This window comes from Janthinobacterium sp. YR213, assembly GCF_900099875.1.
GTDB classification, from domain to species: domain Bacteria; phylum Pseudomonadota; class Gammaproteobacteria; order Burkholderiales; family Burkholderiaceae_D; genus Janthinobacterium; species Janthinobacterium lividum.
In genome coordinates, this window is the sequence record NZ_FNDA01000001.1 from 577,904 (window position 1) to 602,058 (window position 24,155).

The following is a 24,155-nucleotide window of genomic DNA, read 5'->3' on the forward strand; positions in this document are numbered from 1 at the left end:
CGTTCTCCACCTTGTATGACGAAGCAATCCGGAAAAAGGGACAGGCAAAAAGTAAATTGGGGCATGTCGGCTTAGCGTGGCAAGGCCACGCGTAAGCCGACAATCTCAAGCCGCTTCGACACTGATCCAGTAGCGCGTGCGGCGCGCCAGACGGATCGGCAAGGAACGCTGCAGCAAGAGCAGGATGTTGTCCGGGTCGTTCAACTGGAAGATGCCGTCCACGGGCATGGCCTCCAGCGCGGGATCGCAGCGCAGCACGCCATAGCGGTAGCGCGCCACCTGTTCGAGCACCTCGCCCAGCGGCATGCGCTCGGCGATCAGCACGCCCTGCAGCCAGCCGGCAGCGCGCGGCGCCAGCGGCGTCAAGGCAGAAACGGCACGGTCGTCGAAACTGCCCTGCCGGCCCGCATCGATCCTGCGCAAGGCGTCGGGAGCGTCCCGTGGCTGTATCTCGACGGCGCCTTCGCTGACGCTCACCTCGGTGCGCGGCGCCAGCACGCTGCCAGCGTGGCGCACGCTGAAATGCGTGCCCAGCGCGCGCACGGCGCCATTGCTGCTGCGCACGAGGAAGGGGCGCGCCGGCACGGCCCCGTCGTGCGCCGTGCCGACATGGATTTCCCCTGCATGCAGCACGAGCAGCCGCGCCGCGCCGTCAAAATGCACATCGATGGCCGTGTCCGTGTTAAGCACCAGTCGCGTGCCGTCAGGTAAGGTCATGTGGCGGATTTCCCCCCTCGCCGTGCGGATGGCGGCGCGCCACGCCTGCCACGGCGCCGACTGACTGGCCAGCCACAGCGCCGGCCCCGCCGCGATCAGCCCGGCCAGGCCGTAGAGCACGGCACGCCGGTGCGGCGACTGAGGCGCCGCGTCCGCCGTCTGGCGCAGCGCGGGCGGCACGCTGGCCAGGGTGCTGCACACGAGTTCGGCACGCTGCCAGGCCGCTTCGTGCGCGGGATCGCTGGCGCGCCAGGCCTGGAACGCTTGCTGCTCGCCTGGAGTCAAGGCGCCCCCGTGCAGGCGCACCAGCCATTGCGCCGCCGCCCGCGCGGCGCGGGGATCGATGGCAGCCGTGCTGGCGCTCACAGGATCAGCAGGATGCAGCGCTCAAACGCCTGCACCATGTAGCGCTTGATGCTGCGCTCGCTCACGGCCAGGCGCCGGGCGATTTCCCCATACGCGAGACCATCGACATGCGCCAGCAGGAAGGCGCTGCGCACCGGCGGCGGCAAGCCGTCGAGCATGGCATCGATGCGCTGCAGGGCTTCGCGCACCAGCAAACGCTCTTCCGGCGACTGCATCAGCAGATCGGGCTGCTGCGCCAGGGTTTCCAGCCAGGCTTGTTCCAGCGACAGGCGCCGGTAATGGTCGATCAGCAGGCGCTGCGCCACGGTCGTCAGGTAGGCGCGCGGCTCGTGCAAGGTTTGCCGGCCCTCAGGCGGCGCCGTCAGCAGGCGCACGAAGGTATCCTGCGCCAGGTCGGCCGCATGGTCGGCGCACTGCAGCTTGGCGCGCAGCCAGCGCATCAGCCAGCCGTGGTGGCTGCTGTAGATGCCGGCTATCGACTCGCTGGACTGCGCAATGTTCACTAGGGACTCCGATGCGCACAAGGCAAGGCGCGGCCAATTGATAATAATTCTCATTATCACAAATCATTGCCTCCGCCGTCAATGCCGGCGCCTGCCTATCCGTGGAAACTGTTGTTTCAACGCGGTGGCAATCCTCTAGCGCTTGATGTACAGGCTCTTCATCACCATGCCGCCGCGCATTTTCTTCGCGCCCGGCGCCAGCCCTGCAGGACAAGCGCCCTGGAACACGGCTGCCAGTTCCGTGTGCTGCACTTCGTTCTTGCCATTGACTTGCACGGTGGTGTCGGCGCTCAAGGTATATGCCTTGGCCAGGTCGCCCTTGAAGGCACCAGCCAGCCTGGCGTCCGGGCAGCCGGCCTCGAATTGATAACTGTCGCCCTGGCGGCTTTGCGACTCGATCTTGCATTCCTGCTCGAAGCCGGACCACAGATCGTCGTCGATCAGGCGGTCGCGCGGCTGGTCGACGCAGATTTCCCAGGAAAATGGCGAGGTGGCGGGCGTCACCTTCCACAGCCCCGTGGCGCGCTGCAAGCGCTGCACCGGCTCGGCCGCCGAGGCGAACGTGGCCGCGCACAGGGGAAGGATGGTCATCAGAAACAAGGTCGCGCGGCGCTTCATGGGCATGCTCTTTCGGCTAAAAACTTGAATATAGCAAAGAGAAATGCCCGCAGGCCACACGCTTAGCCGTACATGACGGCCGCGTGGATTTACGCCGGATAGGCTTTCCCGGGCTTTGCGGCCAGCACGAAGGGGATGGCAAACGGCCCAAAAAAGGTCACCAGGACGGCCCGGACGGCCGTTGTCCTGACCTGGCGGCGCTTGGCAATGCACATGCAGGCAAAGGCCGACAAAGACCAGATCAAGGCAGGCAAGTATGCAATCATCATGAACTCCGGATGCGCCTTGGAAGGCAGGAAAACCATGCTGACACGGAAATGTGGCCAAGGCAACGGCTGATTGGGCATCTGCCATGCAATGCGCCGCTGATCACGTTTTTTTCAGCCATTCTTAAGACTGCAGTTCATTGCCCTGACTACGTTGCCGGCGGCACGGGGCATGGCGTCTCAGCGGCCATTTGCGCATAGGTACTGGCGCCGCCGCCCAGATGGATGAAATCCGTGTACAGGACACGCTTGCCCTGCAGCGTGTCGTGAAATCCGCCCAGGTAGGCGCCCGTCTTCGGATAATTGCCGCGCGACGGCAAGTCCACATTCATATAGTGGGTCGGGAAATTGCTTCCCTCATACACCAACTTGCCATTGAGCCAAAGGCGCGATGCGCCCGTGCCTGAGGCATGCTGCCAATCCGCATCGAGCACCACGCAATACCATTTCTCACGTTCAATTTTTCCCAACATCAGACGTTGCTGCACCGTGTTGTTCGCGGTCGCATCAGCCACCATCACGCCGTCCTTCAGCGTGTAGGTATCGCGGTGATTGGCCCGCGTCTCCATCACCAAGTCGGGTCCATCGGCGATGATCGAGAACGGCGGCGACGTCACGACGATGCCCCTGGCGCTGTGCACCTGGAAGACGACGATCCAGCCATCCTTGCCCGTCAAATCCCAGTCGGCGGGAAAATACACGCCGCCCGCATACCAGCGGCGCCCCTGGGGCATGCGCTCATACGATGGCGTTACCTCTGTGCGCTTGCCATACTCGTCAGGATCGCTGGCATTGACCGTCATGCGAAATACCTTGCGCGTCTCAACGCCTTGCGTCACCGCAGGATCACCCACCAATTCCACTCCGGCAGGATTGCCGGCGCTGATGCCGTACAGCCAGCTGAAATAGCGTGTTGTCACGTTGTCGAAACTGGCGGGCCTGGGCAGGCTGGTCGGCGCCATGGTGGTCACGGGTCCGCCGATGCTGTTGACGACCTGCGCGTGCAGCGGCGTGGCAGCCAGCAATGCCAGCATGGCGGTGGCGATAGATGAGCGCATGGGAAACCTTTGTTTCAGGGATTGCTCAGGGCGCCGCATGGCAAGGCGTCTTTTGCGTCAAGTCATTGAGTGATGCGGCGGCATCGCCCACCCATATAAAGTCGGCATACATCACGCGATGCCCGGGCGCAGCCCCCTCCGGCACGCTCAAGCCCACGCGCGGCACATGCAGCGCGCCCGCATAGCTGTTGTGGCTTGAGCGGGCAAAGAAAGTTTCCTTCGCACTGCCATCCATGTACACCCGCAATTCACCGGTGCCGGCCACCGCAGACCAGTCGGCGCGCACCACCATGCAATGCCAGCTGTCCAGGGTTGCCGGCCCGGCCAGCACCGTGCGGCGCGCGGAATTGGCGGGCGTGATATCGCTCGTCCGATGATTGAAATTCATGTTCAGCATCAGCTGGTCGCCACGTATCTGCAGTGCAAGCGGCGGCGCCAATGCACCTGCCCCGCTGCCGTTGTCGACCTGCGCCACGGTGACGGGCACGCTGGTGGTGATCCAGTCGGCGGGCAGGAAGACGCTCATGGCATACCAGCGCCGCGTCGATTGCACGGGATGCTGTTCGCTGAACAGATAGGCATCGCTGTGCGGCGTGGCGTCCGTGCTGTACCAGTCCGCGCGCACCACCGGCCGCGTGACGCCGCCCAGCGTCGCCGTCATCACCTGGACACGCTGCTGCGCATGCTGGCGCACGCCATAGTAATCAGTGAAATGCTGTGCGATGTCCGCCGCCGCAGCGGCAGGAAAGACGGCCGCCACGGCATGGGCCGGCAAGCCCGCAGCAGTCAACAAGGAGATGGCGGCAAGACGGAATAACTGCATGCAAAGCCTTTATGGATGGGCTATCGAAAACACGATGCATGCAATTGTATTTAAATCTATTAATTTCCACAATTAATAAATATATTTTCACAATATTACTGGATATACGGGGCAAAGCAGGATGATGCCGGGTCCGCCAGGCGGGAACCGGCACCAGTGGACGATTCAGTGCTGGCCGATCTTCATGATTTTCAGCGCGTTCGTGCCGCCGACCTTGCCCATCGGCTCGCCCCAGGTCAGCACGACGGTGTCGCCCTTGGCCACGACCTTATGTTCCACCAGCAAATCTTCGGCCTGCTGCAAGACCTTGTCGCGGTCCGTGCCGGACGTCAGTTCCAGGGTGCTGACATTGCGGTACAGGGCCAGCTTGCGGCGCGTGCCCACGCTCGGGGTCAGGGCCACGATCGGGATGTCGATATTACAACGGCTCATCCACAGTGCCGTGGAACCCGATTCTGTCAGGGTGGCAATCGCCTTCACGCGCAGGTGATGGGCCGTAAACAGGGCGCCATACGCGATCGACTGGTCGATGCGCGAGAACGTGGCGTTGAGGAAATCGGCGTCCAGCTTGCAGGTATCCCATTTCTCCGCGTCCAGGCAGATGGCGGCCATCGCTTCCACCGTTTCGATCGGATAACGGCCCGAGGCCGTTTCCGCCGACGTCATGACGGCATCCGTGCCATCGAGCACGGCATTGGCCACGTCCGACACTTCCGCGCGGGTCGGCACGGCGTTGACGATCATCGATTCCATCATCTGCGTGGCCGTGATCGCCAGCTTGTTCGAGGCGCGCGCCATCTTGATCATGCGCTTTTGCAAGGCCGGTACGGCCGCGTTGCCCACTTCCACGGCCAGGTCGCCACGGGCCACCATGATGCCGTCGGACGCGTCGAGAATTTCTTGCAGCGCAGGAATAGCTTCCGCGCGCTCGATCTTGGCGATCATCATCGGCTTGTGGTCCCACGCTTCGCCGGCGATATTGGCCAGCTGGCGCGCCATGACCATGTCGGTGGCGTTTTTCGGGAAGGACACAGCCACGTAATCGGCCTGGAAGCTCATCGCCGTTTTTACGTCTTCCATGTCTTTCGCCGTCAGGGCCGGAGCGGACAGGCCGCCGCCCTGGCGGTTGATGCCCTTGTTGTTCGACAATTCGCCGCCGATCTTGACGGTGGTGTGGATTTCGCTGCCGACGACCTTGTCCACCGTCAGCACGATGAGACCGTCATTCAGCAGCAGCACGTCGGCCGTGCGCAAGTCGCGCGGCAATTCCTTGTAGTCGAGGCCGCAGCGCTCGATATTGCCCAATTCGCCGTTTTCGCCCCATTTCGCGTCGAGGATGAACTTGGCGCCGTTTTCCAGGAAAATCTTGCCTTCTTCAAACTTGCCGACGCGAATTTTCGGGCCTTGCAAGTCGGCCATGATGGCCACTTCGCGGCCGCACAGGGCAGCCGCTTCGCGCACCATGCGGGCGCGGTCGATATGGTCTTGCGCCTTGCCATGCGAAAAGTTCAGGCGCACGACGTCGACGCCGGCCTTGAACATGCGGACCAGAGTATCGATATCGTTGGAAGCGGGGCCGATGGTGGAAACGATCTTGGTGGCGCGTTGCTGTACTTGCATGGTCATGGTGTGCTGCTTTCTATAAAGTTCGTGCTGCTACAAGGGCCGGCCTTGTGGGCCGGCCGTCCTGGTGCGCTGGATCAGCGGTACTACGTTCTTACTTGGCCGCCATCAGGGCGACCGTCGTGTCGAGCATGCGGTTCGAGAAGCCCCACTCGTTGTCGTACCACGACGACACTTTCACGAGGCGGCCCGAGACCTTGGTCAGGGTCGAATCGAAGTTCGACGAAGCGGGGTTATGGTTGAAATCGATGGAGACGAGCGGTTCCGTCTGGTACGTCAAGATGCCTTTCAGGGCGCCTTCCGACGCCGTTTTCAGCAAGGCATTGACTTCCTCGACGCTGGTATCGCGCTTGGCAATGAAGGACAGGTCGACCAGCGAGACGTTAATCGTCGGCACGCGCACGGCAAAACCGTCCAGCTTGCCATTCAGTTCCGGCAAGACCAGGCCGACGGCGGCAGCCGCGCCCGTCTTGGTGGGGATCATCGAATGCGTGGCCGAACGGGCGCGGCGCAAGTCTTCATGCATCACGTCGCTCAATACCTGGTCGTTCGTGTAGGCGTGCACGGTGGTCATCAGGCCCGATTCGATGCCGATGGCGTCGTTGAGGGGTTTCACCAATGGCGCCAGGCAATTCGTCGTGCATGAAGCGTTGGAAATCACGGTATCCGTGGCTTTCAGCACATGCTGGTTGACGCCGAACACGATGGTGGCGTCCACGTCCTTGCCGCCCGGCGCGGAAATGATGACCTTTTTCGCCCCGCCCTTCAGGTGGGCCGAGGCTTTTTCCTTGGTCGTGAAGAAGCCCGTGCATTCGAGCACCACGTCCACGCCGAGTTCGCCCCACGGTATCAGGGCCGGGTCGCGCTGCGCGAAGACGCGGATGCGGTCGCCATTGACGATCATGTTGTCGCCGTCGATGGTGACGACGCCGGGAAACTTGCCGTGTACCGTGTCGTAGCGCGTCAGATGTGCATTCGACTTGGCGTCGCCCAGGTCATTGATGGCGACGATTTCGATATCCTGCTGCTTGCCGCCTTCATAAAACGCGCGCAAGACATTGCGGCCGATGCGGCCATAGCCATTGATGGCAACTTTGATGGTCATGCTGTCTCCTTGATATTATTTAAATGATTCACCTGATACGTACAGCGCCGAACAAAACCGTAGCGAGCGGAAGGGAGTTGTGGCTGAGAAGCGGAACTGTGCTTGAGCACAGTGAGCATCGCAGGCCGCAAATCACGACGCGCAGTAGGTTTGGTTCGGTGCCATCTAACCGCTGTTGCGCAACCCCGCCGCAATGCCGTTGATCGACAAATGGATGCCCGTGCGCGCCGCCGCGTCCTGCTTGCCTTCGCGGAAACGTTTCAGCAGCTCCACCTGCACGTGGTTGAGCGGATCGATATACGGGAAGCGGTTGCGTATCGAACGCTGCATCAGCGGATTGGCTTGCTGCAACTCTTCCTGGCCCGTGATCAGCTTCAGGGCGTCGAGGGTGGCCGCGTATTCGGCGCGGATGCGCGTGAAAATGGCGTCGCGCAAGGCCTTGTCCTTGACCAGTTCCGCATACTTGCCGGCAATGGCGATATCGCTCTTGGCCAGGACCATATCCATGTTCGACAGCAAGGACGTGAAGAATGGCCAGTCCGTGTACATGCCGCGCAGCACGTCCGCGCCATCGGCAGGATGGGCGGCCAGGTAGGCTTGCACGGCGGAACCGAAACCAAACCAGCCCGGCAGCATCAAACGGCATTGCGCCCAGCTCAGGACCCAGGGAATGGCGCGCAAATCCTCGATGGACGTGGATTTCTTGCGCGAGGCGGGACGGCTGCCGATATTCAGGGCGGCAATCTCCGCGATCACCGTCGATTCCCAGAAATACTGTTCAAAGCCATCCGTGCCGTAGACGAGGTCGCGGTAGGCGTTCAGGGCCGTGCCCGAAAGTTCTTCCATCGCGGCCAGATGGCCCGCGCCAGCCGAGGCCTTCGGTTGCAGCTGCGCCTGCGGCAGCAGGGTCGACTGGATGGTGGCCGCCACCAGCACTTCCAGGTTGCGGCGCCCTACTTCCGGGTTCGCATACTTGGCCGTGATGACTTCGCCTTGCTCCGTCAAACGGATCTGTCCCTGCACGGCGCCGGCCGGCTGGGCCAGGATGGCTTCGTAGCTGGGTCCGCCGCCACGGCCGACGGAACCGCCGCGGCCGTGGAACAATCGCAGCTTGATCTGGTATTGCTTGAACACCGTCACCAGCTCGATCTCGGCCTTGTAGAGTTCCCAGCCGGAGGTCAAGAAGCCGCCATCCTTGTTGCTGTCCGAGTAACCAAGCATGACTTCCTGCTGGTCGGCGCGCGACGCGAGCAAGCCGCGGTAGAACGGCAAGCCGAAGGCGCGCGCCATGATGGCGGGGCCCGCGCGCAAGTCGGCTATGGTTTCGAACAGGGGAATGATGTTGACATCGACTTCGCGGCTATCCTGGTGCAGCAAGCCCACTTCCTTGAGCAGCAAGGCTACTTCCAGCAAGTCCGAGACGCTGGCCGCCTTCGAGATGATGCAGTTCGGTACCGATTCCTTGCCATATTTGACATGGGCCTGGCGCACGGCGCGGAAGATGTCGAGTTCGGACGTCGTTTCTTCCGAGTAGTGCGCATACGGCGAGGTCAGCAGGCGTGGCGACTCCAGCTCGGCCAGCAGCAAGCTGATGCGCTGCTCTTCATCGAGGTCCAGGTAGACGAGGCCCGGCTGGGCACCCGCGAACAGTTCGCCCACGACGCGCTCATGCACGTCGGAATTCTGGCGCAAGTCGAGCGGTGCCAGCGAAAAGCCGAAGACCTTGACGGCGCGGCGCAGCTGGCGCAGCCGGCCGCGCGCCAGCGCACGCAAGCCATTGCTGACCAGCGAATGCTGGACGACGTCCAGGTCAGCCAGCAGTTCAACAGCGGCGGCGTAGGGCTGCACGCCGTCTGCCTGCTTGCCCTTGCCGGATAGCACCACGCGCGTGGCGTCCAGGCGTGTATGGATGCCGTGCAGGGCGCGGCGGTACGGCTCGTCGACCCGGTGCGGCGACGCATCGGCCGAGCGCTCGGCCAGCGCGCGCAGCGGCTCGCTGCACGCGTTCAGTATTTGCGCCAGCGACAGTTGCGAAGCGAGCTTGCGCAATTCACCGAGGTAAAAATCGAGCACCTTGTCAGCCTGCGTTTGCAGGGTACTGCGCAGGATGTCGGCCGTGACAAACGGGTTGCCGTCGCGGTCGCCGCCTATCCAGCTGCCGACTTTCATGAAATTGGGTAATTCCGCATCCTCCCAGCGGGCATCGCGCTGGGCCAGCATGGTTTCCAGCGAGGAATACAATTTCGGCAGTTCACGCAGGATCGTATGGTCGTAGAACGACAGGCCATTGGCCACTTCATCCATGACGGACAGCTTGCTGGTGCGCAGCAGACGCGTCTGCCACAGGGTGACGATGCCGCGGCCCAGCGCTTCTTCGTTTTGCTCGGCCTCTTCCGGCGTCATTTGCACGCGGTCGCGCTCACTCAACAGGCGGGCGATGGCCATCTGGCAATTCTGGATACTCTTGCGCTGCACTTCCGTCGGATGCGCCGTGAAGACAGGGCTGACAAACGCATCTTCAAAGAACGATGCCAGCGCATCGGCCTTGCCGGCGTCAAACACGTTGCCGACGGCATGGCTGAGGCTACCCTGGCGCGGCGGCGAGCCGGCGATCAGATGGGCGCGCGTGCGGCGGATGTGATGTTGGTCTTCTGCAATATTGGCCAGCAGCGAGAAATAGCTGAAAGCGCGCGTCAACTGCGTGGTTTCTTCCTGCGACAGCGCTTGCAGCGCGTCCGACAGCTGCGCGCGCGCCGCTTCATCATTGTCGCGGCGGAAACGGATGGCCAGCTGGCGCACATGTTCGATGCGTTCGAAGGCGGGGTCGCCCAGGTGGTTGCGGATGGCGTCGCCCAGCAGACGGCCCAGCTGGCGGATATCGCTGCTCAGCAGCTCGTCTTTCACTTCATTCATTTGCATGGTATTCATTTCCTGGGGCGGCCACGGCGGCACCGCACAGATTGCGTAGTACGCGCTTCCCGGCCCGGGAAACGCCCATCGTCCAATTTGTAGTAAATTTACCTTATTGCTTCACCATCCTCTTGATTTCCATCAACAAAAATCCCACCCAAAGGGTAGGCAAGGGCTAACGAGCTGTTTGCCACGGCAACAATATGAAAATTTACTACGCATTTGAGCGAAAGGCAATCAACTTTTGTCTTTCGAGGCTGAAAAGTGACGGCGCAACACACAGGGCCGGCGCTCTCCTGTATGCTGCGGTTCAAACAAGGATGTAATCCACATCTTATGAATGATACCCATGCGACTGACTGCCTATACCGACTACACCCTGCGCACCCTGATGTACTTGGGCGTGCACCGCGACCGCCTCGTGACCATCCAGGACATCGCCGACCTGCATTCCATCTCGAAGAATCACCTGATGAAGGTGGTGCACCAGCTGGGCCTGTCAGGCATCGTGGAAACGGTACGTGGGAGAAATGGCGGCCTGCGCCTGGCGCGCGACCCGGCCGAGATCAATATCGGCACCGTCGTGCGCGAGACGGAAAGCGATTTTTTCATGGCAGAATGTTTCAACAAGGAAAACAACACTTGCCCGCTGACGCCCGATTGCCTGCTGAAGGCCAAGCTGGGCCAGGCCACGGCCGCCTTCCTGGCCGTGCTCGACACGGTGACCCTCGCATCGATACTCGAAGCGACGCCGGGCGCGCCAGCGCCGATGGCAGGCGTGATCCGCCTGCACGTGGAAAATACCTGATAATTGTCAGGAGCAGGCAGGCAGTCCTGATGGGCGATAGGCGCGATGTGCGCCACGAAACTTGGTGGCGAGGGGGCTGCGCACCAGAACATGCTTGCTATTCTTTATTTTTATGCTTTGCCTGCTTTACATGTTTTGTCTGCTTTTTCGACTTTGTTTTTGAACTGCTGCTCTTGGCACTGGTGGCGGGTTCCTTCTTCCCGGCAATCGCCTTCGCAAAATCCGCATTAAATTTCCCGCTATCTATTAACTCATCCACAATCCCGGGATAATCCTTCAACTCGGGCACCCAATCCCTGATCTCTTTGAAAAGGCCTGCCATATGCCCTTTTTTCCTGTATTTGACCACCATCTCATTCCATTGCTCGGCATAAGTGTCTGGTTTTGAATGCTGAGAGAATGTCTGGTAGAAAATGGCGTTGGTGCGGAACGGGTCTGCCAGCTTACGATCGAAGCTTTGTCTTAATGGGTTATGCTCCTCATGCAGCCCATTATGGATTTTACGTACGTGGGGGCGGTCACCGGGTTTGTCCGGGTGTATGAAAGCATCCGTATTCGATTGAAGATCGTCGCTATTAAAAAATAGCGGCCGCGTTACGCTGGACCGCATTTTCTTGGCATGGTAATGAAGTTTGCTGAATTCACCTGCCAATTCTTCGCTTGTCTTCCCGCGAAGCAAGGATTTGGATGCCTCATTGTAAGCGGCGAAGCCGGCATTCAGATTCTCGGGCAAAAGGGCTGCTGCTGTACCGCGTTCCTTTAAAAATACAATATTAGGTTGATCAGCATCAGGGTAAAGCAATGACGAAGGAGAAGCGCCAAGCGACGGCAGTACCGACCCTGGCAATTTGCTTTGCTCCTTGTAATGCCTAAATTTCTCGGGGTCGAGCACGGTGTTGAGATTATCGGCGCCAACAAGTTCCCTCCCGTCGGCCTGTGACACCCCCAGGCCGGTTGAGACGGAAATATGTTTTGGCGCATGCCAGGTTCTGTAGACAAGCCGGGTTTCTTCAAATGCCTTGTCAAGCGTATCGCTAGCCTCATGCTTATCGATATCTTTTTCAAGCAGGCTTCCAAGTTCCTCCAATTGCGCTGCTGACAAGCTTTTCAATTGATGATAAAAATCAGACAGCAGGCGCACTTTCTCCGCCTGTTTTTGCTCTGCCTCCATGTCCGACCCATCGACGGCGGCAAGCGCCTGCATGAATTCACCATACGTGTCTTCGGAATGGTACGGTTGCAAGGGCTGGTGCTGTGGAGCCACGCTACGCCATTCCACGCCCAGCTCGATCGGATGTTGATCGCCATCCTTGTACTGCATCTGCAGGCCGATCATATTGGGGTTTTCGTCCAATTCCGGCAATGCGCGTCCCGTCGCTACGGACACCCACGGGTTGAGTTTTGCCTGGACCTCGAAGCGCCCGTTCGGCACAGGCACGATACGCGTTGCCTGCGGACGCAGCACGCCCAGCTGATGGGCGATCGCCGCCGGATTGCCTGCGCCGCCGATGCCCGGCATCCGCACCCGTCCATTGCCGATACTGGCCGAGCCCGATTGCAAGGCGTCCGCCACCGGCCTGCCAGGCGCAGTGGCCGTCGCTTCCAGCGATTGCGCGAGATCGCGCAGGTGCATGGCCCCGACGTCGGGCCGCTGCGTCATTTCCACCTCGCCATCGCGCAGTCTGCCTTGCCGGGCCCTGGCCAGCATATCGTGCACGCGGGATGGATCGGCCGTGCCGTACATGGCATGGCTGCCCGCACCGCCAGCCCCATCCACCATGCCCGGCCATTTACGCGAGCCTGTGGCTTGCGGCCGCTCACTGCCGGAATGGAATGCCGCGGCCAGCTGCCCTGCCCCGCTGCCAGCGCCGGGCGCGACGAAACGATCCTGTCGCTCCTGTTTTTTTACCGCGTAGGTGTGCTTCATTGGCTCTTTCAAGTTGCACTTACTATCAGTAACAACAAGCGGACCTTCTCTGCGCGAGAGTACACCGGCCGGCCAGATCGTGCAAATCGCAGACAAAAAAAACACCCCTGCGAAAGGGGCGTTCAAGGTGTAGAGCGATTCAAATGCTCAATGCGCGCTGGCGCCTGCCGCGCCGATACCCGTTTCCGAACGCATTTGCTGCGCTTCGTAGCCGGCGCGGTCGATGCGCGCGCGGGGGCTCTTGTCGAGCACAGAGAACAGCCAGATGCCAACGAAGCCGGCCGTCATCGAAAACAGCGCCGGCGACGCGTAAGGGAACAGCGCTTCGCCATGACCGAGCACGTCGACCCACACGGACTTCGACACCACCGTCAGCGCAACGGCCGTGGTCAAGCCCAGGAAGCCGCCGATGGTGGCGCCCCGCGTGGTGCAATCCTTCCACAGCACCGACATGAACAGCACGGGGAAGTTGGCCGAGGCGGCGATGGCGAATGCCAGCGAGACCATGAAGGCGATGTTCTGCTTTTCAAAGGCGATGCCCAGCACCACGGCGATGATGCCCAGCACGACCGTCGTCACGCGCGACACTTTCAATTCGTTGGCGCCCGTGGCCTTGCCCTTCTTGATGACGGTGGCATACAGATCGTGCGACACGGCCGACGCGCCCGACAGGGTCAAGCCCGCCACGACGGCCAGGATGGTGGCAAACGCGACCGCCGACATGAAGCCGAGGAAGACGTTGCCGCCCACGGCCTTGGCCAGGTGCACGGCCGCCATGTTGTTACCACCCAGCAGCTTGCCGGCAGCATCCTTGAACTCGGGATTGGTACTCACCAGCACGATCGCGCCAAAGCCTATGATGAAAGTCAACACATAGAAGTAAGCGATCCAGGTGGTGGCCCAGAACACGGATTTACGCGCCTCCTTGGCGCTCGGCACCGTGAAGAAACGCATCAGGATGTGCGGCAAGCCGGCCGTGCCGAACATCAGCGCCATGCCGAACGAGATGGCCGAGATCGGGTCCTTGATGAAGGAACCCGGGCCCATGATGGCTTCCTTGGTCGCGTGCACGTCCACCGACTTGGCGAACAGCGCTTCCGGGCTGAAGTTGAATTGCGCCAGCACGGCCACGGCCATGAAGGTGGCGCCGCCCAGCAGCATCACCGCCTTGATGATCTGCACCCAGGTGGTGGCCGTCATGCCGCCAAACAGCACGTAGATCATCATCAATGTACCGACCAGGACGACGGCGATCCAGTATTCGAGGCCGAACAGCAGCTTGATCAGCTGGCCCGCGCCCACCATCTGCGCGATCAGATAAAAGGCCACGACGACCAGGGTGCCGGAAGCCGAAAAGATGCGGATCGGCGCCTGCTTGAAGCGGTAGGCGGCCACGTCGGCAAAGGTAAAGCGTCCCAGGTTGCGCAAGCGCTCGGCCATCAAAAAGGTGATGATGGGCCAGCCGACGAGAAAGCCGATGGCGTAGATCAGGCCATCATAGCCGTTCAAAAAGACGGCCGCGGAAATACCGAGGAAGGAGGCGGCCGACATATAGTCGCCCGCAATGGCCAGGCCATTCTGGAAACCTGTGATACCGCCGCCGGCCGTGTAGAAATCGGAGGCCGACTTGGTCTTCTTGGCCGCCCACTTGGTGACGAACAATGTAAAAATAACGAAGGCGGCAAACATGATGATCGCCGTCCAGTTGGTCGGCTGCTTGACTGCCTGGCCCAGGTCGGCGCCGGCCGCGAACGCGGCATTGCTGGCGCCCAGCAGCGCCAGGGTGCTCAGGCAGGCACTCAGGCAAGACACGCCGCGCAGCGCATGCTTGGCGGCGCTCATGCTTGCACCCGTGCCTGGATGGCGTTGCTCAGATCGTCGAATTGCTTGTTGGCGCGGCGCACATAGATGCCGGTGACCAGCACGGTAAACACGATGACGAACAGGCCGATCGGCATGCCCCAGGTCATCACGCCGGCGCCCGTCTTAGTGGCCAGAAATTCCTTGTTGAAGGCGATGAGCAGGATGTAGCCGTAGTACACCAGCATCATCAGGCCCGTCAGCGCCCAGCCGAAGCGGGAACGCACCTTGACCAGCTGATGATAGCTGGGGTCGCTCTTGATTTTTTGAACCAGATCGTCATGCATTGTGTTGCCTCCTGTTATGTAAAAGCTGCTCTTTTGTTTTCGAGCTTGGATTCACAGTACAGTGCGAGGCTTACCCGCCCCTTACGGCAGCGTTTTTTCTCGCGGGGACAACACAATGCAGAAAAAAATTAATTCAGTGCGGCAGCCGGTCCGAAGAACTCGTGGTGCGTCTGCTGTTCCGGCACGCCCAGCTCGCGCAGATACTGCTTGATAGCGCGCATGAATGGCTGCGGTCCCAGGAAGTAGGCGTCGACGTCGCGCGAAACCGGCAGCCAGTGACCGAGCTGCTCCTTATTCAACAAGCCGACGGCGTCCGGTGCGTCCTGTTCGCCGCCATGTTCCGCGTAGCAGTAATAGCGCTGCAGCTGCGGGTGCTGCGCGGCCAGTGCGTCGATCTGCGCGCGGAACGCATGCACGCCCTGGTTGCGCGCCGCGTGGATGAAATGCACGGGACGCTTGCCGCGCAGGGCCGCCGTCAGCATGGCCAGGGTCGGCGTGATGCCCACGCCGCCGCTGATCAGCACCAGCGGCTTGTCGCTATCCGTCAACACGAAGTCGCCCGAGGGCGGCGTCAGCTGCACGGTGTCGCCCGCCTGCACGTGATCGTGGAAGAAATTCGAGACCTTGCCGCCCTCTTCGCGCTTGACGCTGATGCGGTAGGTCTGGCCATTGCTGGCGGCAGACAGGGAATACTGGCGGCGCATGGGCACGCCATCGACGGTGGCCAGCACGCCGATATACTGGCCTGGCGCAAAGTCGAGCACGGCCTGGCCATCGGCGGGCGCCATCAGGAAGGAGGTGATCTCGCCGCTTTCCACCGTCTTGCTGCGCACTAAAAAATCGCGCGCGCCGCTCCAGCCGCCCGGTGCGGCGGCCTGCGCCTTGTAGATGCGCCCTTCTTCGCCGGCCAGGATATCGGCCAGCTGGCCATACGCCGCGCCCCAGGCGTCGATGACGGCATCGCTGGCGATCTCTTCGCCCAGCACTTCGCGTATCGCTTGCAGCAGGCTGGCGCCCACCAGCGGATAGTGCTCGGCGCGGATCTGCAGGGCCACGTGCTTGTTGACGATGGTGGCCACCAGGTCGCCCAGCGCCGCAAGCTTGTCGATATTTTTGGCATACATCAGCACGCCATTGGCCAGCGCGCGCTGCTGGTCGCCGCTGTGCTGGTGCGCCTGGTTAAAGTACGGCAGCACTTCGGGATGGTCGCGGAACAGATTCTTGTAGAAGTGGCGCGTCAGCGCTTCGCCGCCCTGCTCGAGGATGGGGACGGTGGCCGTGATGATGGCGCGTTGTTCTTGGGTCAGCATGTAAAACTCCTGTGTATATGTGTAAGCGGTCTCAGGCCAGCGTTTCAACGGCTGGATATAACTCGTGGTCTTCGCGCCGCATGCGCTGGAACAGCGCGTGCAGCACGGTATTGGCTTCGCTGCGGAAGGCTTCCGGTTCGGCCTCCAGGCGCACGGGCGTATTCCAGCGGCCGGCGAAATCCAGATAGGCGCCGGCGATGCCTTGCATTTCGTTTTCGTACCGGCGTCCCAGTTGTGCCACCTTGGCCACGCCGGACGCTTGCGCAGCTGGATACAGGTAGCGCTGTTCGACGGCCAGGTGCAGCTTGATCAAGCCGCTCATGGCAATGATCTGTTCGGCAATGGCTTGCGCCTGCGCAGCGACACCGCCGCGCGCCAGCCGGCGCAAGTCGTCAATGGCGGCCAGGATGTCCAGGTGCTGCTGTTTGAATTTGTCGATATTCATGGCGTGTTTCTCTTGTTGAGTGTTCCCAGTGTAGCGGAATTCGCTTAAACATGCAAATTACATGCATCTTTAAATGCATAAGTGTTTCCTGAAGGAATCTGGAACGACATGCGCCACTATGTGCGCCAGAGAACACAAGCTACGGCCATGTCTGCCTATAATTTATTTATCACAGCACAGGCCCGTTTGCGGCCGTGCCGCACCCTCCACTCCAGCCAAGGATGAGCATGAAAAACAAGACGGGCACGGGCCAGGCGCAGCAACTGGCAGGCATCATCAACGAGCACCACACGGACCTGCTGGACGGCTGGATGGCCGGCCTGATCGCCCGCCTGGTGCGCCGCGACAAGATCGCCGAGAACGAGCTGCGCCAGCAGGCATCGCAATTCCTGCCGCTGCTGGCGGGCGCGCTGGAAAGCGGCGACTCGTTCGACATCGAAGGCGGCGCCTGGGACGATACGCGCCAGCTGCTGGCGGAGATATCGCAGTCGCGCGTGCGCCAGGGCTATTCGCCGATCGACACGGCCAGCTTCATGTTCTCCCTCAAGGAGCCGCTGTTCGCCTACCTGCGCAAGGCAATCACGGCGCATCCGGAGCAACTGGGCGACGCCATCGTCAGCACCAGCAAGCTGTTCGATGAACTGGGCCTGCTGACCATCGCCATCTACCAGAAAGCGCGCGAACAGGTGATTCTGCGACAGCAGCAGGAATTGCTCGAGCTGTCCACGCCCGTGGTGCAGCTGTGGCAAAACGTGCTGGCCCTGCCCCTGATCGGCACCCTCGACAGCGCGCGCACGCAGGTGGTGATGGAAAGCCTGCTGCAAAAGATCGTCGACACGGGCGCCCTGATCGCCATCATCGATATCACGGGCGTGCCTACCGTCGACACCCTGGTGGCGCAGCATCTGCTGAAAACCATCGCCGCCGCGCGCCTGATGGGCGCCGACTGCATCATCAGCGGCATCCGCCCGCAGATCGCGCAAACCATCGTGCACCTGGGCGTCAACCTGGAAGACGTGATGACCAAGGCCACGCTGGCCGACGCTTTCGTCGTGGCCCTGAAACGTACGGGCTCCAGCATCACCTACCAGCAGCAACAACACTGAGGCGCCTATGGAAAGAATCCCCATTTTACGCATGGGCCGGCTGCTGCTGGTGACGATCCAGGTGGACATGCATGACCGCCTGGCGATGACCTTGCAGGATGACCTGACCACCCGCATCGTGACGGACCGCGCCACGGGCGTGCTGATCGACATTTCCGCGCTCGACATCGTCGACTCCTTCATCGGCCGCATGATCAGCAACACGGCGGCGATGGCGAAAATCCTCGACGCGCGCACCGTCGTCGTCGGCATGCAGCCGGCCGTCGCCATCACCCTCGTGGAACTGGGGCTGACGCTGGAAGGCGTGAGCACGGCGCTCAACGTGGAGCTGGGCATCAAGCTGCTGGAACGGGGCGGCGCATGCGCATGACGGGGGCGCCGTGCTAGGCGCGCAGGAGCAGGCTGGAGTGCAGCAGACGCAGCAGATTCTGCCCCTGCACAGCGACGAAGACGTCGTACGGCTGCGCAAGCAGGTACGCGACAGCATGGTCGCCATGGGTTTTGGCCTGATCGAACAGACCAAGATCATCACGGCGGCGAGCGAACTGGCGCGCAATACCCTGCGCTACGGCGGCGGGGGCGAAGCGCGCATCGCGCGCGTCAGCGATGGCGCGCGCCAGGGACTGGAGCTGCGCTTTGTCGATGCGGGACCGGGCATCGAAGATATTCCCCTGGCGCTGACCGATGGCTATACCAGCGGCGGCGGGCTGGGACTGGGGCTGGGCGGCGCCAAGCGCCTGGCCGACGCATTTCACATCGACACGGCGCCCGGCGCGGGCACCACTGTCACCATCGCGAAATGGAAGCTGTTTTGAACCACCTCGAGCAAGCCCCTGACATCGTCAGGCAACGCAGTTTTCCCATCGGCGAACCGAGCGAGATCGCCGCGGCCCGCCGCGCCGGCAACGAACTGGCGCGCCGCATCGGCTTCGACGACGTGCGCACGGGCCAGCTGGCCATCATCATCAGCGAGGCGGCGACCAACATCGTCAAGCACGCGCAGCGCGGCGAAATCCTGCTGCGCAAGGTGCTGCGCGGCGGCACCAGCGGCATCGAAGTGCTGGCCATCGACAACGGCCCCGGCATGGCCAACGTGCGCCAGCACATGCAGGACGGCCATTCCACCACGGGCACCTACGGCGTGGGACTGGGCGCGATACGCCGCCTGAGCCAGGAATTCGACCTGTACACGGCGCCCGGCAAGGGCACGGTGCTGATGATGGTGGTATGGGGACAGCACGCCAGCAGCGCCATTCCTGCCAGTCCGAACTGGCAGATCGGCGCCGTATGCCTGCCGCTGGCCTCGGAACAGGTGTGCGGCGACGCCTGGAACGTGGTTTGCGAAGGCCATGAACTGAGCCTGATGGTGGCCGATGGCCTGGGCCACGGCCCGCTGGCGGCGCGCGCTTCGGAATGCGCCAGCGCCCTGCTGGAACACAGCACGCCCGGCTTGCCGCCCCTGCCCGCCTCCTTCATCGAACTGGCCCACGGCGCCCTGCGTGCCACGCGCGGCGCAGCCCTGGCGGTGGCGCATATCGACAGCGCACGCCGCGAATTGCGCTACGCCGGCGTGGGCAATATCGCCGCCTGCGCCTTCGACGCACAGCAGCGCCGGCATCTGCTGTCGCATAACGGCATCGTCGGCAGCAATCTGCGCAAGGTGCAGGAGTTTTGCTTTCCATGGCAGCAGGCCACGACACTGATCATGCATTCGGACGGCTTGCACACGCGCTGGGACCTGGAGCGCTATCCGGGCCTGGCGCAATGCCACCCCAGCCTCGTCGCCGCCGTGCTGTACCGGGATTTTGCCCGTGGGCGCGACGACGTCACGGTGGTGGTGCTGCGCGAACATGAGGAACACCAGGCTGTAACAGCTGAAACAGCGGAAGGAACAGGTGCGGCATGACACAACGCATATTGACAGCCCATATCGGCAGCGAACTCGATGTGGTGGGCGCGCGCCAGCGCGCTCGGCAGATCGCCGCCCTGTGCGGCTTCGGCGTGCAGGACCAGGTGCGCATCGCCACGGCCGTATCGGAACTGGCGCGCAACGTCTACAACTACGCCGGCAGCGGCAAGGTGCATTTCGCCATCGATGGCCAGACGGCGCCGCAGGTGCTCAGCATCCGCATCGAGGACCAGGGCCCCGGCATCGCGCAGCTCGACAGGATACTGGCCGGCACCTACCGCTCGCCTACGGGCATGGGCCTGGGCATCCTGGGCGCCCAGCGCCTGATGGACCGCTGCCATATCCATAGCACGCCGGGCGACGGCACGCAGATCACCCTGCACAAGCTGTTCTCCCGCGACGCTCCCCTGCTCGACGGCGCCACGATCGGCGTGCTGTCCGGCAGCCTGCAGGCGCTGCCCCCGGATATCACGCTGTCCGAAGTGCAGCAGCAGAACCGCGAACTCCTGAGCACCCTGGCCGAACTGAAGACGCGCCAGGACGATCTGCTGCAGCTGACGCGCGAACTGGAAGACACCAACCGGGGCGTGGTGGCGCTATTCGCGGAGCTGGACGAGAAAGCCGACCACCTGCGCCGCGCCGACCAGATGAAATCGCGCTTCCTGTCCAACATGAGCCATGAATTCCGCACCCCGCTCAGCTCCATCCGCGCCCTGTCCAAGCTGCTGCTCGACCGCATCGACGGCGAGCTGTCCGAGGAACAGGAAAAGCAGGTGCTGTTCATCCTGCAAAGCGCCGTCAGCCTGAGCGAGCTGGTCAACGACCTGCTGGACCTGGCCAAGATCGAGGCCGGCAAGGTCGACGTGCATGCCAACAGTTTCCAGGTGGCCGACCTGTTCAGCGCCCTGCGCGGCATGCTGCGCCCGCTGCTGGTGTCCGAGTCGCTGACCTTGACCTTCATCGACCCCGACCCGGCGCTGCACATCCACACGGATGAAGGCAAGCTGTCGCAAATCCTGCGCAACTTCATCGCCAACGCCCTGAAGTTCACGGAAGCGGGCGCCATCATCGTCAGCGCCACGCCCTTGCCGGAGCAGGATGCCATCCGCTTTTCCGTCTCCGACACGGGCCTGGGCATCGCCGCCGAGGACGTGCAGCTGATCTTCGAGGAATTCAGCCAGGTGGAAAACCACATGCAGCGCAAGGTCAAGGGCACGGGCCTGGGCCTGCCCCTGTGCCGCAACCTGGCCACCCTGCTCAATGGCACGGTGAGCGTGGAAAGCACGCCGGGCGAGGGATCGCTGTTTTCCGTCGTCCTGCCCGCCAGCTACCATGCGCCCGAGGGCAGCCTGCCGCCGTGCACGCCTGCCAATGACAATGGCAACGACCAGCGCATCGCCGTGCTGGTGGTGGAAGACAATCCGCCCGTGCGCCTGCTGTATGAAAAATTCCTGGCCGGCAGCGAATTTCGCGTGGTCCCCGCGCGCAGCGTGCGCGAAGCGCAGGAGCGCTGGGAGCAGCAGCGCCCCGCCGCCGTCATCCTCGACATCATGCTGCACGGCGAAACGGCCTGGCACTGGCTGGCCGAGCTGAAAAACGACCCGCTGCGGCGCCAGGTGCCCGTCATCGTCGCCACCGAGATCGACGACGTGCGCAAGGGCCTGGCCCTGGGCGCCGACGCCTACTACGTCAAGCCGCTGCCGCGCCAGCAATTGCTGGCGACCCTGCGCGCGCTGATCGGCAATCCACACCACCGGCAAGAGCCGGTTCCGCCGCAAGGCACAACCACATGGGACAATGCGCATGCTACCGGATAACAACAGCGATGCTCTGATCCTGAACGTCGATGACAGCGATGGCGCACGCTACGCCAAGTCGCGCATCCTCAAACGCGCCGGCTTCAAGGTCATCGAAGCCTCGAACGGGGGAGACGCACTGCTGCGCGCCCGCCAGGACCGCCCCAACCTGATCCTCCTCGACGTCAAGCTGCCCGATATCAACGGCCTGGAAGTATGCCGCCAATTGAAGGGCGGCACCGAGACGAACACCATCCTGGTGCTGCAGACGTCCGCTTCCTGCATCGGCTCGGCCGACAAGATCCGCGCCCTCGACGGCGGCGCCGACAATTACCTGGTCGAGCCGATCGAGGCCGATGAACTGATCGCCAACGTCAAGGCGCTGCTGCGCCTGGGACGGGTCGAGCGCGCGCTGCGCGACGTGGACCGCCGCAAGGATGAATTCCTGGCCACTCTCGCGCACGAATTGCGCAACCCGCTGGGCCCCATCCGCACGGCGCTGGCCCTGCTGTGCAAGCTCGATCCCGTCGTGCCGGCCGTGCAGGACAATGCGCGCCGCACCATCGGCCGCCACACGGACCACCTGGTGCGCCTGGTCGACGACCTGCTCGACGTGTCGCGCATTTCACAGGGCAAAATCTCGCTGCAATGGGAAAGCGTAAGCCTGGCCAGCGTCATCCGCAGCGCGCTGGAAACGAGTTCGCACAGCGTCGAGGCGCGCGGCCATGCGCTGGACGTGAACCTGCCCCAGGAAGAACTGTGGGTCTGCGGCGACGCCGTGCGCCTGTCGCAGATCGTCGCCAACCTGCTGCTCAACGCGGCCAAGTTCACGGCGCCGGGCGGGCGCATCGCCATTAGCGCCGGGCGCGAAGGCGACAACGTGCGCATCCGCCTGAGCGACAACGGCATCGGCATCGCCGCCGCCAGCATCGACAGCATCTTCGGCCTGTTCGAGCAGAGCGGCCATTCGCCCGACCGGGTGCAGGATGGCCTGGGCATCGGCCTGTCGCTGGTGCGCAACCTGGTGACCTTGCACGGCGGCCAGGTCAGCGTGCACAGCCCCGGCGTGGGACTGGGCAGCACCTTCGAAGTCATCCTTCCGCTCGACGCCAACGTGCCGCTGCCGGCCGCGCCAGTGCCGGAGGCGGCCACCGGCGGCAGCCAGCGCATCCTCGTCGTCGACGACAACTGCGATGCGGCCGACACCCTGGCCGAATTGCTGGAGATGTACGGCCACACGGTGCGCACAGCCTACACGGGGATACAAGCCACCGAGCGCACCCTGGAATTCAAGCCCGACATCGTCTTTCTCGATATCGGCCTGCCCGACATGAGCGGCTACGACGTGGCCGTCAAACTGCGCCAGTTGCCGATACCGCAGCAATTCCTGCTCGTCGCGCTGACCGGCTACGGCCAGGAACACGACCGCCAGGCGGCCCTGCAGGCCGGTTTCAACGAGCACTTCGCCAAGCCTGTCGATTTCGGCAAGCTGGCCATGCTGGGATTGCATATCGCCCCCTGAACAGGGTGGCGGCTGCCTGCGGCCAGGGCGTCGGCTATAATCGGCGGCCGCCTCACCTCTGGAACCATGACATGACCACCCGCACGCCGCTGCTGCGCATCACCATGATACTGGGCGCCCTGCACGCCCTGCTGGGCTGGCTGCTGTTGCCTTCGCTGCCCGTCGGCCTGGCCGGCTGGCTGCTGGGCGGCCTGGTCTTGCTGGCGTCGACCATGCTCATGCCGATGACGATCTTCGCCCGCGCCGTCACCAACGATGCGCGCCTGGCCGACCGCCTGATCTGGGCCGGCTCGCTGTGCATGGGCTTTTTTTCCTCGCTGTTCGTGCTCGCCGTGCTGCGCGAACTCACCTTGCTGATACCCGCCGCCCGCCAGCACGCGCAGGCGTCCGCCGTAGCCGTGCTGCTCCTGGCCCTGCTGGCCACCATCGTCGGCTTCATCAACGCCCGCCGCGTGGCGCGCGTGCGCGAAGTGACAGTGCCCATCGCCGGCCTGCCGGCCGCCTTGCAGGGCTTGACCATCGTGCAGCTGAGCGACATCCACGTGGGCGCCACCATCAAGCGCGCCTACGTGCAGGCCATCGTCGCGCGCGCCAATGGCCTGCAGCCCGACATCATCGCCATCACGGGCGACATCGTCGACGGCACGGTGGCGCAACTGGGCAGCCATACGGCGCCGCTGGGCGAGCTGCGCGCGCGCCATGGCGTCTTCCTCGTCACCGGCAACCACGAGTACTATTCGGGCGCCGCGCCGTGGGTGGCGGAATTTCGTCGCCTGGGCTTGCGCGTGCTGATGAACGAACATGCGGTGCTCGAGCACAACGGCGCGCGCATGGCGCTGGCCGGCGTGACCGATTTCAATGCCGCCGCCTTCGACCCTGCCCAGAAAAGCGACCCGCAGGCCGCCATCGCCGGGGCACCGGCCGATATCCCCCGCATCCTGCTGGCGCACCAGCCGCGCAGCGCGCCCGAGGCGGAAGCGGCCGGCTACGACCTGCAACTGTCGGGCCACACGCATGGCGGCCAGTTCTGGCCATGGAACCTGTTCGTGCCGCTGCAGCAGCCGTATGTGGCGGGATTGCACCGGCAAGGCCGGCTGTGGATTTATGTCAGCCGCGGCACCGGCTACTGGGGGCCGCCGAAACGCATCGGCGCGCCGGCGGAGATTACGCTACTCAGGCTGGTGGCGGAGTAAGAC

General features: G+C 62.9%; 22 protein-coding genes. 8 read left to right on the forward strand and 14 right to left on the reverse strand.

Features of this window, described 5'->3' with window-relative positions:
- Positions 1 to 105 precede the first annotated feature (105 nt).
- From BLT98_RS02635 to ppc, 9 genes are all read right to left on the reverse strand, one after another.
- Positions 106 to 1,083 carry a FecR domain-containing protein gene (locus BLT98_RS02635; protein ID WP_092605083.1) on the reverse strand — a complete coding sequence of 326 codons (978 nt, stop codon included), beginning with the start codon at positions 1,081 to 1,083 and terminating at the stop codon, positions 106 to 108.
- Positions 1,080 to 1,586, reverse strand: coding sequence for a sigma-70 family RNA polymerase sigma factor (locus BLT98_RS02640; protein ID WP_034788871.1), 507 nt, complete (start codon positions 1,584 to 1,586; stop codon positions 1,080 to 1,082). The genes BLT98_RS02635 and BLT98_RS02640 overlap by 4 nt, the downstream gene beginning before the upstream one ends.
- Before the next feature lie 135 nt (positions 1,587 to 1,721).
- On the reverse strand, positions 1,722 to 2,204 hold the full coding sequence (locus BLT98_RS02645; protein WP_092606798.1) for a DUF3617 family protein: 483 nt from the start codon (positions 2,202 to 2,204) through the stop codon (positions 1,722 to 1,724).
- Positions 2,205 to 2,293: 89 nt separating this feature from the next.
- Complete coding sequence (locus BLT98_RS02650; protein ID WP_092605084.1) at positions 2,294 to 2,551, reverse strand: hypothetical protein; 258 nt, start codon at positions 2,549 to 2,551, stop codon at positions 2,294 to 2,296.
- Between the two features lie 68 nt (positions 2,552 to 2,619).
- The gene (locus BLT98_RS02655) at positions 2,620 to 3,528 is read right to left on the reverse strand and encodes a heparin lyase I family protein (RefSeq protein ID WP_170846265.1); all 909 of its coding nucleotides are present in this window, start codon (positions 3,526 to 3,528) and stop codon (positions 2,620 to 2,622) included.
- A 25-nt stretch (positions 3,529 to 3,553) separates the two neighbouring features.
- Positions 3,554 to 4,351, reverse strand: a complete 798-nt coding sequence (locus BLT98_RS02660; protein WP_092605086.1) for a heparin lyase I family protein — start codon at positions 4,349 to 4,351, stop codon at positions 3,554 to 3,556.
- A gap of 165 nt (positions 4,352 to 4,516) precedes the next feature.
- On the reverse strand, positions 4,517 to 5,977 hold the full coding sequence (pyk, locus tag BLT98_RS02665; protein ID WP_080698726.1) for a pyruvate kinase: 1,461 nt from the start codon (positions 5,975 to 5,977) through the stop codon (positions 4,517 to 4,519).
- Positions 5,978 to 6,068: 91 nt separating this feature from the next.
- A complete protein-coding gene (gene gap, locus BLT98_RS02670) occupies positions 6,069 to 7,079 on the reverse strand; it encodes a type I glyceraldehyde-3-phosphate dehydrogenase (protein ID WP_034785764.1) in 1,011 nt (336 codons plus the stop codon).
- 165 nt (positions 7,080 to 7,244) lie between these two features.
- Positions 7,245 to 9,998 (reverse strand): phosphoenolpyruvate carboxylase, encoded by a 2,754-nt coding sequence (ppc, locus tag BLT98_RS02675; RefSeq protein WP_211614800.1) that lies wholly within the window; start codon positions 9,996 to 9,998, stop codon positions 7,245 to 7,247.
- 340 nt (positions 9,999 to 10,338) lie between these two features.
- Here ppc and BLT98_RS02680 point away from each other — a divergent pair, with 340 nt between their 5' ends.
- Positions 10,339 to 10,797, forward strand: a complete 459-nt coding sequence (locus tag BLT98_RS02680) for an RrF2 family transcriptional regulator (protein ID WP_034785762.1) — start codon at positions 10,339 to 10,341, stop codon at positions 10,795 to 10,797.
- Positions 10,798 to 10,894: 97 nt separating this feature from the next.
- Here BLT98_RS02680 and BLT98_RS02685 read toward each other — a convergent pair whose 3' ends face one another.
- The 5 genes from BLT98_RS02685 to BLT98_RS02705 all read right to left on the reverse strand — a co-directional run bounded on the left by BLT98_RS02685 (position 10,895) and on the right by BLT98_RS02705 (position 16,626).
- Positions 10,895 to 12,724, reverse strand: coding sequence for a hypothetical protein (locus BLT98_RS02685; RefSeq protein ID WP_092605087.1), 1,830 nt, complete (start codon positions 12,722 to 12,724; stop codon positions 10,895 to 10,897).
- 147 nt (positions 12,725 to 12,871) lie between these two features.
- Positions 12,872 to 14,566 (reverse strand): cation acetate symporter, encoded by a 1,695-nt coding sequence (locus BLT98_RS02690; RefSeq protein WP_170846266.1) that lies wholly within the window; start codon positions 14,564 to 14,566, stop codon positions 12,872 to 12,874.
- A complete protein-coding gene (locus BLT98_RS02695) occupies positions 14,563 to 14,871 on the reverse strand; it encodes a DUF485 domain-containing protein (RefSeq protein ID WP_034755744.1) in 309 nt (102 codons plus the stop codon). The genes BLT98_RS02690 and BLT98_RS02695 overlap by 4 nt, the downstream gene beginning before the upstream one ends.
- A gap of 128 nt (positions 14,872 to 14,999) precedes the next feature.
- Positions 15,000 to 16,181 (reverse strand): NO-inducible flavohemoprotein, encoded by a 1,182-nt coding sequence (gene hmpA / locus BLT98_RS02700; protein ID WP_092605088.1) that lies wholly within the window; start codon positions 16,179 to 16,181, stop codon positions 15,000 to 15,002.
- 31 nt (positions 16,182 to 16,212) lie between these two features.
- Positions 16,213 to 16,626: a hemerythrin domain-containing protein gene (locus tag BLT98_RS02705; RefSeq protein ID WP_034785752.1), complete on the reverse strand. Its 414-nt coding sequence runs from the start codon at positions 16,624 to 16,626 to the stop codon at positions 16,213 to 16,215.
- Positions 16,627 to 16,853: 227 nt separating this feature from the next.
- Here BLT98_RS02705 and BLT98_RS02710 point away from each other — a divergent pair, with 227 nt between their 5' ends.
- From BLT98_RS02710 to BLT98_RS02740, 7 genes are all read left to right on the forward strand, one after another.
- Entirely contained in the window at positions 16,854 to 17,732 is an 879-nt protein-coding gene (locus BLT98_RS02710; protein WP_092606807.1) for an STAS domain-containing protein, read from the forward strand.
- Positions 17,733 to 17,739: 7 nt separating this feature from the next.
- Complete coding sequence (locus BLT98_RS02715) at positions 17,740 to 18,102, forward strand: STAS domain-containing protein (RefSeq protein ID WP_034785745.1); 363 nt, start codon at positions 17,740 to 17,742, stop codon at positions 18,100 to 18,102.
- A gap of 10 nt (positions 18,103 to 18,112) precedes the next feature.
- The gene (locus BLT98_RS02720) at positions 18,113 to 18,547 is read left to right on the forward strand and encodes an ATP-binding protein (RefSeq protein ID WP_244517359.1); all 435 of its coding nucleotides are present in this window, start codon (positions 18,113 to 18,115) and stop codon (positions 18,545 to 18,547) included.
- Positions 18,544 to 19,638 carry an ATP-binding SpoIIE family protein phosphatase gene (locus BLT98_RS02725; protein ID WP_244517360.1) on the forward strand — a complete coding sequence of 365 codons (1,095 nt, stop codon included), beginning with the start codon at positions 18,544 to 18,546 and terminating at the stop codon, positions 19,636 to 19,638. The genes BLT98_RS02720 and BLT98_RS02725 overlap by 4 nt, the downstream gene beginning before the upstream one ends.
- A complete protein-coding gene (locus BLT98_RS02730; protein WP_092605090.1) occupies positions 19,635 to 21,458 on the forward strand; it encodes an ATP-binding protein in 1,824 nt (607 codons plus the stop codon). The genes BLT98_RS02725 and BLT98_RS02730 overlap by 4 nt, the downstream gene beginning before the upstream one ends.
- Positions 21,445 to 22,959 (forward strand): ATP-binding response regulator, encoded by a 1,515-nt coding sequence (locus tag BLT98_RS02735; protein WP_092606810.1) that lies wholly within the window; start codon positions 21,445 to 21,447, stop codon positions 22,957 to 22,959. Before BLT98_RS02730 ends, BLT98_RS02735 begins: the two co-directional genes overlap by 14 nt.
- A 71-nt stretch (positions 22,960 to 23,030) precedes the next feature.
- Positions 23,031 to 24,152 carry a metallophosphoesterase gene (locus BLT98_RS02740; RefSeq protein WP_092605091.1) on the forward strand — a complete coding sequence of 374 codons (1,122 nt, stop codon included), beginning with the start codon at positions 23,031 to 23,033 and terminating at the stop codon, positions 24,150 to 24,152.
- Positions 24,153 to 24,155: the final 3 nt, after the last annotated feature.